Annotated in this window: 10 protein-coding genes; 3 read left to right on the top strand and 7 right to left on the bottom strand. The window is 52.1% G+C overall.

Annotation, left to right across the window (positions count from 1 at the left end):
- Positions 1–227 precede the first annotated feature (227 nt).
- The gene (locus tag ABXT40_RS10655; protein ID WP_443645576.1) at positions 228–326 is read left to right on the top strand and encodes a ribbon-helix-helix domain-containing protein; all 99 of its coding nucleotides are present in this window, start codon (positions 228–230) and stop codon (positions 324–326) included.
- A gap of 197 nt (positions 327–523) precedes the next feature.
- Here the strand turns inward: ABXT40_RS10655 and ABXT40_RS10660 are convergent, their stop codons facing one another.
- Positions 524–1,636, bottom strand: a complete 1,113-nt coding sequence (locus ABXT40_RS10660; RefSeq protein ID WP_443645577.1) for a quinone-dependent dihydroorotate dehydrogenase — start codon at positions 1,634–1,636, stop codon at positions 524–526.
- A gap of 8 nt (positions 1,637–1,644) precedes the next feature.
- Entirely contained in the window at positions 1,645–3,258 is a 1,614-nt protein-coding gene (locus ABXT40_RS10665) for a lysine--tRNA ligase (protein WP_443645578.1), read from the bottom strand.
- Positions 3,259–3,457: 199 nt separating this feature from the next.
- Between ABXT40_RS10665 and ABXT40_RS10670 the strand changes: the two genes are divergently transcribed.
- Positions 3,458–6,289, top strand: coding sequence for an ATP-dependent DNA helicase (locus ABXT40_RS10670; RefSeq protein WP_443645579.1), 2,832 nt, complete (start codon positions 3,458–3,460; stop codon positions 6,287–6,289).
- A gap of 92 nt (positions 6,290–6,381) precedes the next feature.
- Here ABXT40_RS10670 and groL read toward each other — a convergent pair whose 3' ends face one another.
- Both groL and groES read right to left on the bottom strand, forming a co-directional pair.
- Positions 6,382–8,049, bottom strand: coding sequence for a chaperonin GroEL (groL, locus tag ABXT40_RS10675; protein ID WP_443645580.1), 1,668 nt, complete (start codon positions 8,047–8,049; stop codon positions 6,382–6,384).
- A gap of 44 nt (positions 8,050–8,093) precedes the next feature.
- Entirely contained in the window at positions 8,094–8,381 is a 288-nt protein-coding gene (gene groES, locus ABXT40_RS10680; RefSeq protein ID WP_443645581.1) for a co-chaperone GroES, read from the bottom strand.
- Positions 8,382–9,077: 696 nt separating this feature from the next.
- On the opposite strand from groES, the gene ABXT40_RS10685 reads away from it, so the two are divergent.
- Entirely contained in the window at positions 9,078–10,112 is a 1,035-nt protein-coding gene (locus tag ABXT40_RS10685; RefSeq protein ID WP_443645582.1) for a COX15/CtaA family protein, read from the top strand.
- Positions 10,113–10,122: 10 nt separating this feature from the next.
- Here the strand turns inward: ABXT40_RS10685 and aspS are convergent, their stop codons facing one another.
- The 3 genes from aspS to ABXT40_RS10700 all read right to left on the bottom strand — a co-directional run bounded on the left by aspS (position 10,123) and on the right by ABXT40_RS10700 (position 13,412).
- Positions 10,123–11,895 carry an aspartate--tRNA ligase gene (gene aspS / locus ABXT40_RS10690; protein ID WP_443645583.1) on the bottom strand — a complete coding sequence of 591 codons (1,773 nt, stop codon included), beginning with the start codon at positions 11,893–11,895 and terminating at the stop codon, positions 10,123–10,125.
- Between the two features lie 171 nt (positions 11,896–12,066).
- Positions 12,067–13,086, bottom strand: coding sequence for a betaine--homocysteine S-methyltransferase (gene bmt / locus ABXT40_RS10695; RefSeq protein WP_443645584.1), 1,020 nt, complete (start codon positions 13,084–13,086; stop codon positions 12,067–12,069).
- Positions 13,087–13,166: 80 nt separating this feature from the next.
- Entirely contained in the window at positions 13,167–13,412 is a 246-nt protein-coding gene (locus tag ABXT40_RS10700; protein WP_443645585.1) for a DUF1289 domain-containing protein, read from the bottom strand.
- Positions 13,413–13,430 lie beyond the last annotated feature (18 nt).

A 13,430-nucleotide genomic window follows, 5' to 3' on the forward strand; every position in this document is an offset into this window, starting at 1 on the left:
ATCAAAGCCAATGTAATCTATCCAAGGCCAAGCAATGTTAAGCCAGACCAATTTCAAGCTATGTAATTATCCTGATCATACTTTTAGTTAATCCAAATAGACTAAGCGGCGATGTTTGTGGCTCCAGACTGACGGCTTGAATTTGTGCGCTTTGCGGTTTCATTCTCGGAGATATGCCATAGCGGCCGATTGTGCATTTGAATGATTTTGATCAAAGGAACATGGTTTTGAAAGCAAAGCGCAGTATACAATTAGTAGATGTCCGAACATCAGTTGTTCTGGAAACCGCGATGTGGGATGCTGTTGGTGAAATTCTGCTTCGCTAAAATTTGGATTTGAACGGATTTTGCCAGATGGTCGATAAGCGCCGACGCAGGTTTAACCTAACATCGGCGATTCGGGTGGTTGTGGTGATCTATTATCGGACATTGGCGCATGAGCAGCAGCAAGTTAGCGGTGCAACGCCGTCTTTGAACCAGTCAAATGCCCCCCGATCCAGAATTGCCGCCAATCTCGCTTTTGCCTATTGTTCTAAAATCTTTTCGCAAAGGCCTTTAGCATATTTAATCGCTTTGACAGGATCAGGGATTTGTCCCTTGATCTGATGCGGCGCGCTTATACCATCAGCATCCATCATCGCCGCTAGCTGATGCAAAATAAGGCCTGGCAGATGCGGGCCTTCAAGCGCCAAGCCGCTATAAAGCTGCACCAGATCAGCACCAACCAGAATTTTGGCATAGGCTTGCCAGCCATTCACAACGCCGCCAGCGCCAATCAAGCCAAGCCGCCGATCACTCAAACGCGCCACATCGGCAAGAATTGCCGTGGCAGCTTCGAAAAGTGGCGCACCCGATAGCCCGCCCGATTCTCCAGCATGAACCCCATCAAGATGATCAGGACGTGCCAAGGTGGTATTGGTTGCTATAATGCCGCTGACCCCTGCCTCAACACAAGATTCAACAATCGCCACCAGATCATCATGATGCAGATCGGGGGCAATTTTCAAAAAGATTGGCTTTGCTGATACATCGCCATCACCGGCCGCTTCATTAAGTCCGGCGCGGCCTGCCGCCAGCAAATCGGCAAGATGCTTCTTGGTTTGCAAATTGCGTAAACCGGGGGTGTTTGGTGACGAGATATTGAGCGTGATATAATCTGCATAGCGCGCTAGATGCGCCACTGCGCGGCGATAATCATCAATTGGCGCTTGGCTGGTTTTATTGGCACCGACATTAACCCCCAAAATACCGGGTCGTGCCGCCACCATTTTTTGCAGATTTCGCGCCGCCGCATCCATGCCAAGACTGTTAAAGCCGTAACGGTTGATCACCGCATGATGTTTTGGCAGGCGAAAAACGCGCGGTTTTGGGTTGCCTGGCTGCGGCAGCGGCGTGATGGTGCCAACTTCGACATGGCCAAAGCCAAGCTGCATCGCGCCATTAAAGCAAGCTGCATTCTTGTCAAAACCAGCCGCCAGCCCAAGCGGATTGGCAAACTCCAAACCTACAAGCGTTACGCCTAAATTGGCCTTTGTTGCCAGCGCTGCTGGACGCGGCCCCAGATTATGATGAAGCGTCGCCACCGCGACACGGTGCGCTGCCTCGGCTGGCAGGCATCGCGCCAAATTTGTCAGCATGCTCCACATCAACCATGATCCGCCGTTTGGACAAGCTTGCCGGCAAGCGCATCATCAATCAATTGAATGCTTTTTTCGCGGCCATAAAGCGCAAAGAATGACCCCATGCGCGGCCCTTCAGACTGGCCAAGAAGCACCTCATAAAGACATTTGAACCAATCGCGCAGATTTTCATATTCAGCCGCTTTGCCCGTGGCATAGACAACCGATTGGATATCCTCGGCACCGCTATCATCGGCAAGCGCCACAAGCTGTGATTTCAACGCTTCGAGGTGAACAGCCTCAGCAGCCTCGGCAAGCCGGTAGGTTTTATAAGGACGAACCATATCCTGATAATAATTGACCGCATAGCCAATCATCCGGTCAAGCTCGGCATGGGTTTTCGGGTCGATATCACCAGCATAGTCACTGACATAGGCCCAGACGATTTGCGGATCTTCGGCATGACAGACAGCCGCCAGATTCAGTAGTAAAGTAAAGCTCACCGGCAAACCTGCCTGATTGGGCAAGCCACTGTGAATATGCCAAAGCGGATTTTCCAGCTGTTCAACATTATCTTGTGACGATAATTTGCCAAGATGCTGGTAATATTCATCAACGGTCTTTGGAATCACATCAAAATGCAGTCTTTTGGCGCGCTTTGGCTGACCATACATGAATAGCGATAATGACTCTGGACTGCCATAACGCAACCAATCTTCAACCGACAAACCATTGCCTTTTGATTTGGAAATTTTTTCGCCATTCGCATCAAGGAATAATTCATAAGAAATGCCCGCTGGTGGCGTACCGCCAAGTGCGCGGGTGATCTTACTCGATTGGGTTACCGAATCAATCAAATCCTTACCACTCATTTCATAATCAACACCAAGCGCGTACCACCGCATCGCCCAGTCACATTTCCATTGCAATTTACATTGTCCGCCAGTGACCGAAACCTCGCGTTCAGCCCCGCTATCAGGATCAATATAGGTAATCGTGCCAGCGCTGGTGTTACAATGAATGACCTTGGCCTGAAGCACCTTGCCACTATCAGGGCAGATTGGAAAAAACGGGCTGTAAGTTGCCTGACGTTCCGGCCCCAAAGTTGGCAGCATGATATTCATGATGGCATCATAATGTTCAAGAACACGAAGCAATGCCGAGTCAAATTTACCGCCAAGATAGCAATCGGTTGAGCTCATAAATTCATATTGAAACCCAAAGGAGTCAAGAAACGCCTGCAAGCGCAAATTATTATGTTCACCGAAAGACGGCGCGGTGCCGAATGGGTCTTTGACCTTGGTTAATGGCTTATGAAGATACGCCGTCAGCATTTCATGATTTGGCACATTATCCGGAATCTTGCGAAAGCCGTCCATATCATCAGAAAAACAGATCAGCCGCGTTTTCCGGCCGGTCAGGCTTTCAAAGGCATGACGAACCATCGTGGTGCGAACAACCTCACCAAAAGTACCAATATGCGGCAGGCCTGATGGGCCATAACCGGTCTCGAACAAAACTTCATCCTTGGCGTCACCCATTTTATCAAGGCGGCTAGCCAGCGCGCGGGCCTCGGCAAATGGCCATGCCTTGGCGTTGCTTGCAATCTCTTGCAGATTTGCGGTCAGATCACTCATCATTATGCTCTTTAATTTCGCGGGCAGATGGCTCCGCACCAATGCGGACAAGCTAGGGCGAGCCGCGATCAAGGTCAAGTAGCAAGCAAGCCCGAAAGCAGGCCGCCCGACAGTCTAGGTTTTGCCTCCTGCCTGCATTTAGTTTCACAAAACAGATGCGCAAAGCTGGCATGGCCGCCTGCGGCAAGCTATAACTGCCCTGATGCAGAATTCAACTTCCATATCGCTTCCCGATCTTCATGGCGTGCCGATCTTCTATCCGCATGGCACCCAACTGATCTGGATCAGCCAGAATGGCGAGATTACCCACCCAAATCGTGCGACCATCGCCGCCGAGCTGGCCTTGGGCGTTGTGCTGCTATGCCATCGCCGCTGGAGCAGCGCTCGTGCCGGTGTCGAGATTGATCATTATCTTGATGTGATGGAATTATTCGCCTTTGTCAGGCCAGCGCGGTTTGCCCTGCCAACACCCGCTGGCCTTGCCCAGCAGCTTGGCCTTGCGCGGCCACAAAATGGCGAAGACATGGCAACCCTATTGCCGCAAATTGCCTTTACGCTTCTTGACGAATTGGCAAATGCGCCTGATGCAGCCCGCCAAGAAGCCGGACAGATCGCCACGATGATGACGTCTGGCGGCTGGAACTGGGGGCCGTATATTCTGCTTCATCTTGGCCTGCCACAACCTGCCGCAGGCCCGCCTGATAGCCAACTTGCGGTAATCTGGAACCGGCTTGCCGATTACACTGATTACACCCCGCAAACCGAAGCTGGCACCCAACCAATTTTGCCTGATGATGCACGCCAGCGGCTTGCTGAAATGCTTGGTGGCAATGCCGAATTGCGCCTGCCGCAGGCCGATTATGCCGCTGCGGTTACCGCCAGCTTTGACCGGCCAGATGCGGGACCAAGTCCGGCAATGGTGCTTGCTGAGGCGGGTACCGGCACTGGCAAAACCCTTGGCTATCTGGCACCAGCGACCTTATGGGCAGAAAAAAATGGCGGCACGGTCTGGGTGTCAACCTATACGCGAACACTTCAGCATCAAATCGCTGATGAATTGACGCGCCTCTATCCCGATGCCAATACCCGCGCCAGCAAGGTGGTGATCCGCAAGGGGCGCGAAAATTACCTTTGCCTTTTAAATCTTGAAGAAGCCTTGGCGCAAGTGCCCGGGCGGCCACGTCATGCCAGCGCGCTTGGGCTAATGGCACGATGGGCCAGCGCGACGCGTGATGGCGATCTTACCGGTTCTAGCTTTCCGGCATGGCTACTTGATCTGCTTGGCCGTGGACAGACTGTCGGACTGGCTGACCGGCGCGGCGAATGTATCCATGCTGCCTGTACGCATTATAATCGCTGCTTTGTCGAAAAATCGATCCGCGGGGCAAAACGCGCCGATATTGTTGTCACGAATCATGCGCTGGTGATGGTGCAGGCGGCCTATGGCGGTAAAGATGATCGGCGCACCCCAACACGTTATGTGTTTGACGAGGGACATCATGTTTTTGACGCGGCTGATAGTGCATTTTCGGCCTATCTAAGCGGGCGTGAAGCGGCCGAGCTGCGGCATTGGGTTCGCGGTGCCGAAGATGGGCGGCGTGGCCGTGCCCGCGGGTTGAAACGGCGGCTTGAAGATATTGTTGCAGGCGATGATAACGCGCTTGCCGATATTGAAGCGGCGCTTGAAGCGGCACGCGCCCTTCCCGGACAGGGATGGGAAAACCGCCTGTCATCATCGCAACCGCTTGGCAGTGGTGAAACTTTTTTCATGCATCTTCGCGCTGCGCTTTATCTTCGGGTTGGCGATCCGGATAGCCTTTATGATCTTCAATGCGAACTGTATCCCGCCCCTGATAATGTGGTCACTGCGGCGCGTGATTTTGGCAATGCGCTGGCAACACTTGCCATGCCCTTGACGCGGTTAATCAATTGGCTTGTCAAATATCTTGATGATAATGCCGATCAATTGGACAGCAGCCAGCGGGCGCGGATTGAAGGTGCAATTCGCGGCTTGGAATTGCGCGCTGGTGGACCGCTTGGTGCTTGGCAGACAATGCTTGCCGATGTTGATGGCGGGGCGCGTGACGGCTTTGTTGACTGGATGCAGATCAACCGGATGGATGGTCAAGATCGTGATGTCGGGCTGGCGCGGCACTGGCTTGATCCCACGATTCCCTTTGCCCATAGCGTTCTGGATACGGCGCATGGCGTCACCATCACATCGGCAACTTTGCAAGATTATGCCGCCCCGCGTCAAACAGTCGATCTGGCAAGCAATGCTGAATCCGGCACTGATGCAAAAACCAGCAGCATGAGTGGCAAACCACCGCATGATGGCTGGCAATCAGCGATTGCGCTAACTGGTGCGGCGCATATGGATCATGCGGCCATGCGGGTCAGTTTTTCATCACCTTTCGATTATGCCAATCAAACCCGTATTTTGGTGGTGAATGACCTTGATCGTGAACGCCCCGAAGCCACCGCAAGCGCAATGGCAGCTTTAATGATCGCAGCGGGCGGTGGCGGGCTTGGGCTATTTACCGCCATTCGCCGATTGCGCGCCGTTTATCCTGCCTTGGCAAGCCGATTAGAAGCCGCCCAAATACCGCTTTATGCCCAACATATTGACCAGATGAATTTACAAACCCTGCTTGCCATGTTTCGCGAAGATCCGGAAAGCTGCCTTCTTGGCACTGACGCGGTGCGCGATGGAATTGATGTTCCCGGCGCGGCGCTTCGGCTCATTGTATTTGACCGGATGCCATGGCCGCGAAGCGATATTCTATTTTCGGCCCGCGCCGAATGGCAGGGGCGCGAAGCCTGGACTGAACGCCAAACACGGCTGAAACTACGCCAAGCCTTTGGACGGTTGATCCGAAGAAGTAATGATCGCGGTGTGTTTGTGATGCTTGATAGCCGTCTGCCAACCCGCATGACAAGTGCCTTTCCGCCAGATGTCGAAATTCAGCGAATTGGGCTTGCCAAAGCGATTTCCCAAACACAAGAATTTCTAGCGAAAAGCGGCCCAGACTGATGGGCCAATCATAATTAAACATAAGCCATGAAAAAACCGGAGGATGTTGCCACCCTCCGGTTTGATGCCTTTTTGATGAATGGTGGTTAGCCTTAGAAGCCCATACCGCCCATGCCACCCATGCCACCCATGCCGCCCATGCCGCCCATATCTGGGGCTGCTGGTGCTGCTTCTTTCGGCTCAACTTTTTCAGCAACCATAGCTTCGGTTGTGATCAAAAGACCCGCAACAGATGCTGCGTTCTGCAATGCCGAACGTACCACCTTTGTCGGGTCGATAACGCCAGCTTTGATCATGTCGGTGAACTCATTGTTCTTGGCGTCATAACCATTATTGTCGTCTTTACCTTCGAGCAATTTGCCGACGATCACGGCACCTTCGGCACCGGCGTTCTGGGCAATGTAGCGAGCAGGTGCAAGCAGTGCGCGACGAACGATTTCAACACCAACCTCTTGATCTCTGTTTGCCGGCTTTAGGCTCTCGAGGGTGCTTGTTGAGCGAACAAGCGCGACACCACCGCCAGGGACAATGCCTTCTTCGACAGCCGCACGCGTCGCGTGCATCGCATCGTCAACACGATCTTTACGCTCTTTCACTTCAACTTCAGTGGCACCGCCGACCTTGATAACAGCAACACCGCCAGCCAATTTGGCGAGACGCTCTTGGAGTTTTTCACGATCATAATCTGATGTTGACTCTTCAGCCTGTGCGCGAATCTGGTTGCAACGAGCTTCGATTTCAGTCTTTGCACCAGCGCCATCAACGATGGTTGTTTCATCCTTGGTGATCTCCACACGCTTGGCAGAACCAAGCATTTCAAGGGTCAGGCTATCAAGCGAAATGCCAACTTCTTCAGATACAACAGTGCCGTTAGTCAAGATGGCAATATCTTCGAGCATAGCTTTTCGGCGATCGCCGAAACCAGGAGCCTTAACAGCAGCCACTTTCAGGCCACCACGAAGGCGGTTTACAACCAAAGTTGCCAAGGCTTCGCCTTCAATATCTTCGGCGATGATCAACAATGGACGGCCTGACTGAACTACCTTTTCCAGAATTGGCAGCATATCCTGAAGATTTGACAGCTTCTTTTCGTGAAGAAGGATATATGGCTCTTCCAAAGTTGCGCGCATCTTTTCGGCATCAGTCACGAAATAAGGTGACAAATAACCACGGTCAAACTGCATGCCCTCAACAACTTCAAGTTCAGTGGCGAGGCTTTTGGCTTCTTCAACCGTGATAACGCCTTCATTGCCAACACGCTCCATAGCCTCGGCAATCATCTTGCCGATTTCTTCTTCGCCATTTGCTGAGATGGTGCCAACCTGCGAAACTTCATCAGATGTCGAAATTTTCTTTGAACGTGATACCAGTGACGCAACAACAGCATCGACAGCCATGTCGATGCCGCGTTTCAGGTCCATTGGGTTCATGCCAGAGGCAACAGCTTTTGCACCTTCCTGCGCAATACATTGTGCAAGAACAGTTGCTGTTGTGGTGCCATCACCCGCAACGTCATTTGCTTTTGAAGCAACTTCACGCACCATCTGGGCGCCCATGTTTTGAAACTTGTCTTTCAGTTCGATATCTTTAGCAACAGTCACACCATCTTTGGTAATGCGTGGTGCGCCAAATGATTTTTCGAGAACAACGTTACGACCCTTTGGGCCAAGCGTTACCTTAACAGCATTCGCCAGAATATCGACGCCTTCAAGCATCCGTGTTCTGGCATCTGAGCCGAATTTGACTTCTTTAGCAGCCATTTTTCAATCTTCCTTTATTTAAATTGTGGGAAACCTTTAGCGGTTTACTGAATCACACCCATGATGTCAGATTCCTTCATGATCAAATATTCCTGACCATCAATCTTGACTTCAGTGCCTGACCATTTGCCAAACAGAACAAGATCACCAGCCTTGACGTCAAGCGGCTGGACCTTGCCAGTTTCGTCACGTGCTCCAGCGCCAGCGGCAATTACTTTACCTTCCATTGGCTTTTCTTTTGCGGTGTCAGGAATGATGATTCCACCAGCGGTTTTCTGCTCTGATTCCGTGCGCTGTACAACAACGCGGTCGTGAAGAGGCCTGAATTTCATGCCCAATTTCTCCTTCAAAAAAGTCTGTTACCTGTCGATTAGCACTCACCGAATGAGAGTGCCAAATTGTCACTAAAGGTAATTGGGATATTGGCGCTGATTTGTCAAGGGACGGGCAGGAAAATAATCAGAAAAACCAGACAGGTTACGACGAAGACCCAAAGCCGCAGAACGGGTGCCATCACGGGTTCAAATTATGACTCGTGAGATCATTGATCAAGGCGGCTATGGTGGCTATCAGGCATGGTCTGAAAATGGATTTGAATAAAGCGGCGCGCCTGCTGCCAATCCAGAATCGTCACCAATCACCAATGGCGGAGTTTGGTGCAGATCCAGAAAAATTGGAAATTGCGATAACATCATCAATCCTTTGCAAGGCTCATCTGAAAGGCATGTGAGGAGCACCATTGGTCAAAACAAATGCGTCAAAACCCGATCACAATCCTAAAATTAGGTATAATTTTTTAATTTCAAAGCATATTCGAGCTGAAAAAAAATTTAATTTCCATATGGTTTACTTGCTGCAATTTATTTCTTTTCACAGCATTTCTGGCAAAAGCTGATCGCATCGCGCTTTGGGTTTGACCATTGGTTGCCAGCGCCCCCCTGCGGCAATGCGCCAATTTGCAGCCCCCTTGTGGCTTGATATAGAAACGCCCATATGAGTTGTCCTTTTTGTATTCTCAGGTTGGTTTCATGACCCACGCATCACCCCACTGGATCTCGCGCAATGCCAGCCCCCACAGCGACCAGCTGGTCACCAAATGGCTTTTTGGTATGGCCTTACTTGTGGCCATTATGGTGGTGATTGGCGGCGTGACGCGGCTGACCGGATCGGGTCTTTCAATGGTGGAATGGCGCCCCTTGATCGGAACCTTGCCGCCATTAAGTGTCGCTGAATGGGATCGGGTCTATCAGCTGTATCAGGCATCGCCCGAATATCAGCAACTGAATTTCGGCATGTCGCTTGCCGCATTTAAGAATATTTTCTTTTGGGAATATTTTCACCGGCTTTGGGGTCGCTTGCTCGGCCTTGCTTTTGGCCTGCCATTTTTGATTTTTGTGATCAGCGGGCGCGTGCCGCAAGGGTTTGGATTGCGGCTTACTTTATTGTTGTGTCTTGGCGGATTTCAGGGCGTTGTTGGCTGGTGGATGGTCAAATCCGGCCTGACCGAACAGGCTAGCGTTTCGCAATATCGGCTGGCCTCGCATCTTGCTGTTGCGCTGGTGATTTTTAGCCTTCTGATCTGGACGGGTTTTGATCTTCGTGATGGCCGCGCTAAATCGCCAAAAGGTCATGGCATGGCAAGTCTGGCCTTGGTTGGCATCACCATTCTTGCCGGTGCGCTTGTTGCGGGCATGGATGCCGGATTGCTTTATAATCACTATCCGCTAATGGGCAATGGGCTTGTACCAGTCGAATATGGCGAGGCGGGGTGGCTTGATCCATTTGAAAACCCAGCCTCGGCACAATTCCATCACCGCTGGATCGCCGCTGCGACCTTTGGCGCGGTGGTTGTGTTGGCGCTAAAAGCGCGCCGGCATGGCTTGCATCTGCGGGGCAATCTGGTGCTTGGCGCGATTGTGGCGCAATTCATCCTTGGCATTGTCACGCTTCTTCATGGCGTGCCGGTCGCGCTTGGCGGCATGCATCAAGCGGGTGCCGTGGTGCTTCTTGGCTGTTTACTCGCGCTGTTGCATGGCGAATCACATCATCGGCAACCCATCTAACCGCGCAAAGCTAGTCCTTTTTCTTGATCTGTGGCACGCGCCGGATATGCAGTTCGGCAAGCGCCGTTTCGTCAACTTCGGACGGGGCTGCCATCATCAAATCTTCGGCCTTGCCATTCATCGGGAACAGAATAACCTCACGGATATTCGGCTCATCGGCAATCAGCATCACCATCCGGTCAATACCGGGCGCAATACCGCCATGCGGCGGCGCGCCAAAGCGGAATGCGTTGATCATCGCTGGAAATTTTTCATCAACCGTGCTGTTTGGATAGCCAGCGATTTCGAAGGCTTTATACATCACTTCGGGAAGATGGTTCCGGATCGCACCTGATGACAGTTCCACGCCATTACAAACAAGATCATATTGCCAAGCTTTGATGGTTAGTGGGTCTTGTTCTTCAAGTGCTTTCTTGCCGCCTTGTGGCATTGAAAAGGGATTATGCGAGAAATCAATCTTGCCGGTAACCGGATCGGCTTCGAACATTGGAAAATCGACAATCCATGCAAAGCGGAACAGGTTTTTATCGATCAAATCCTGATCTTGGCCAATTTTTACGCGGGCGCGTCCGGCAAGGCTGGCCGCTTCATCCGCAGGCGCACAAGCGAAAAAAACCGCGTCACCATCGCCAACACCCGTTGCAATACGGATCGCTTCAGCCTTTTCAGCACCAAGCGCTTTGGCGACGGGGCCGCGCGCCTCGCCTTCACCATAGATAATATAGCCCATTCCCGGCGCGCCTTCGCCTTGCGCCCAGCTATTCATCCGGTCGGCAATCGCACGGCTTCCACATTTTGGTCCCGGAACTGCTCGCACAACCGCGCCTTTTTCAATGTTCTTGGCAAAGATTGAAAAATCTGATCCGCGGAAAACATCGGTAACATCGCTAATTTCAAACGGAATCCGCAGATCCGGCTTGTCATTGCCATATTTCAGCATCGAATCCGCAAATGGAATATGCACAAAATCAGTATCGACAATTTTGTCGGAAAATTCTTCAAAAACGCCTTTGATCACCGGCTCAACAGCGGCGAACACATCCTGCTGCTCAACAAAGCTCATCTCAAGATCAAGCTGATAGAATTCGCCTGGGCTGCGATCAGCGCGGCTATCTTCATCCCGAAAACAAGGGGCAATCTGGAAATAACGGTCAAAGCCGCTAACCATGATCAGCTGTTTAAATTGCTGCGGTGCCTGCGGCAAAGCATAGAATTTGCCCGGGTGAAGGCGGGCGGGCACCAGAAAATCGCGCGCACCTTCAGGCGATGAAGCGGTCAGAATTGGTGTTTGGAATTCGGTGAAATCCTGCGCCACCATGCGGGCACGGATCGATTGAATGATTTTGGCACGCAACATGATATTGGCATGTGGGCGCGCGCGCCGAAGATCAAGATAGCGATAGCGAAGCCGTGTTTCCTCGCCTGAATCTTCGTCTGAATTGACCTGTAATGGCAATGTGTCGGCCGCCGATTGCACTTCAAATGCTTCGATGCGAACTTCAATCTGGCCGGTTGGCAATGATGCGTTGGTCGTCTCGTCACTACGCTTTAGAACGGTGCCGGTAACGGTAACCACGGACTCAAGCCGCGTGGCCTCGACAAGCGCAAAGCTGGCATCGGACGAATCGGCAACACATTGGGTCAGACCGTAATGGTCACGAAGATCAACAAAGACAAGCTGGCCATGATCGCGTTTGCGGTTAATCCAGCCAGATAATTTTACCTGCTGGCCAACATTGGCTTCGGTCAATTCGACGCAATTATGGGATCGGTAGGCATGCATGATCTAAGGCTCCGTTAAGAATGACCAGCGAATGGCCAATAAACTGCGACAATCGAATCAATCACCGCTATGAAAACGGCCATCAAAAACGCAGCGAGTATGCAAAGATTGCGGCATTGACGCAACCAGCTTTCGGTTCAGATTCCCTTTATTCAGGGTCATTTGTCCGTTTTATGACGAACGGCGACGCCCACGCCGACCGCGCCGGTCATCAACACCGGCATTATTGATATTCACATCAGCCCATGCCGTGCCAAGCGCGGCGGTCATGGCCGCTTCGTCAAATGGCCGTTTTGGGTTCGCTGCCAGCGCGGCGGTCATGGCGGCAACATGCGCTGGGCTCGTGCCGCAACAGCCGCCAATGATTTTCGCACCCATATCGCGCGCAAACAGCGCATAATCAGCCATTAATTCAGGGGTTCCATGATAATGGATTGCACCCTCAACATAGGCAGGGATGCCGCAATTACCCTTGGCCACCACGGGCACATCACCCGATTGCGCCAAAATACCGCTTACCGAATGCAGCAATTCAGCCGGCCCAATCCCGCAATTGGCACCAATGAAGCTGGCACCTGCGGCAGTGGCAAAATCGGCAAAATCGGCTGGCATCACCCCCATCATTGACCGGCTGGCCGTATCAAATGTCATGGTTGCGCAAATTGGCAGGCCAGTGTGTTTTGCCGCTTCGATCGCGGCGGCCACTTCTTCATTTGACGACATGGTTTCAATCCATAAAACGTCAACTCCGCCCTCGGCAAGCGCTTCGGCCTGTTCGGCAAAACCGGCAACAGCGGCGCTGTGCGTTAATTTGCCAAGCGGCTCAAACAGCTCCCCAGTTGGCCCCATTGATCCGGCAACGATGGCGCGTTTTCCGCTATTGGCAAAATGACTCTCGACCGCTTTACGGGCCAATTGCGCCGCGGCAATATTCAGCTCGCGAACACGATCTTGTGATTCATGCAGTTTTAGCCTGAATCCGGTACCGCCAAAGCTGTTGGTCAGGATCAAATCTGATCCAGCCTCAAGAAAAATGCCATGAAGCCATAAAATATCATCCGGCCGTTCAACCGACCATAATTCAGGGGGATATCCAGTTTCGAGGCCGCGCCCGAACAGGTTGGTTCCGGTGGCACCATCGGCAACACACCAGCCTTGTTGGTCAATCAGATCGGATAAAATATTACTCATTGCTTTTGGGTTCCTTGCCACTCGGTGCGGCGGCTATTATCCGGCCACTACAACCCCGCCATCACATCATCTTTGACAGGCTAGACGCTAAGACGTTTGAAATTGCGCCGTGAAGGACGCCGTGCAACGCCTGTTGCCTTTGCCCGCCGATCGCGAAGAATATCCAGCAAAACCAGCTGATCATTTTGATCCATGCTTCGCCATGCGGCAATTTCGGCGCGCGTCCGATAACAGCCAAGACAAACCCCGTCCTGTGGATCCATCTGGCAGATCGACACACAGGGCGATGGCAGTTTGGTTGCAGCAGGTTTGTCAGAGGAGGCCATATCGGTCGTTACCCTATT

The organism is Candidatus Ponderosibacter sp. Uisw_141_02 (genome assembly GCF_048087665.1).
GTDB lineage: Bacteria > Pseudomonadota > Alphaproteobacteria > Puniceispirillales > Puniceispirillaceae > UBA3439.

Bases quoted from the DNA above. Each gene is read 5' to 3' on its own strand.
- ABXT40_RS10660 (WP_443645577.1), bottom strand. From the start codon at position 1,636: ATGCTGACAAATTTGGCGCGATGCCTGCCAGCCGAGGCAGCGCACCGT.
- ABXT40_RS10665 (WP_443645578.1), bottom strand. From the start codon at position 3,258: ATGATGAGTGATCTGACCGCAAATCTGCAAGAGATTGCAAGCAACGCC.
- ABXT40_RS10670 (WP_443645579.1), top strand. From the start codon at position 3,458: ATGCAGAATTCAACTTCCATATCGCTTCCCGATCTTCATGGCGTGCCG.
- groL (WP_443645580.1), bottom strand. From the start codon at position 8,049: ATGGCTGCTAAAGAAGTCAAATTCGGCTCAGATGCCAGAACACGGATG.
- groES (WP_443645581.1), bottom strand. From the start codon at position 8,381: ATGAAATTCAGGCCTCTTCACGACCGCGTTGTTGTACAGCGCACGGAA.
- ABXT40_RS10685 (WP_443645582.1), top strand. From the start codon at position 9,078: ATGACCCACGCATCACCCCACTGGATCTCGCGCAATGCCAGCCCCCAC.
- aspS (WP_443645583.1), bottom strand. From the start codon at position 11,895: ATGCATGCCTACCGATCCCATAATTGCGTCGAATTGACCGAAGCCAAT.
- bmt (WP_443645584.1), bottom strand. From the start codon at position 13,086: ATGAGTAATATTTTATCCGATCTGATTGACCAACAAGGCTGGTGTGTT.
- ABXT40_RS10700 (WP_443645585.1), bottom strand. From the start codon at position 13,412: ATGGCCTCCTCTGACAAACCTGCTGCAACCAAACTGCCATCGCCCTGT.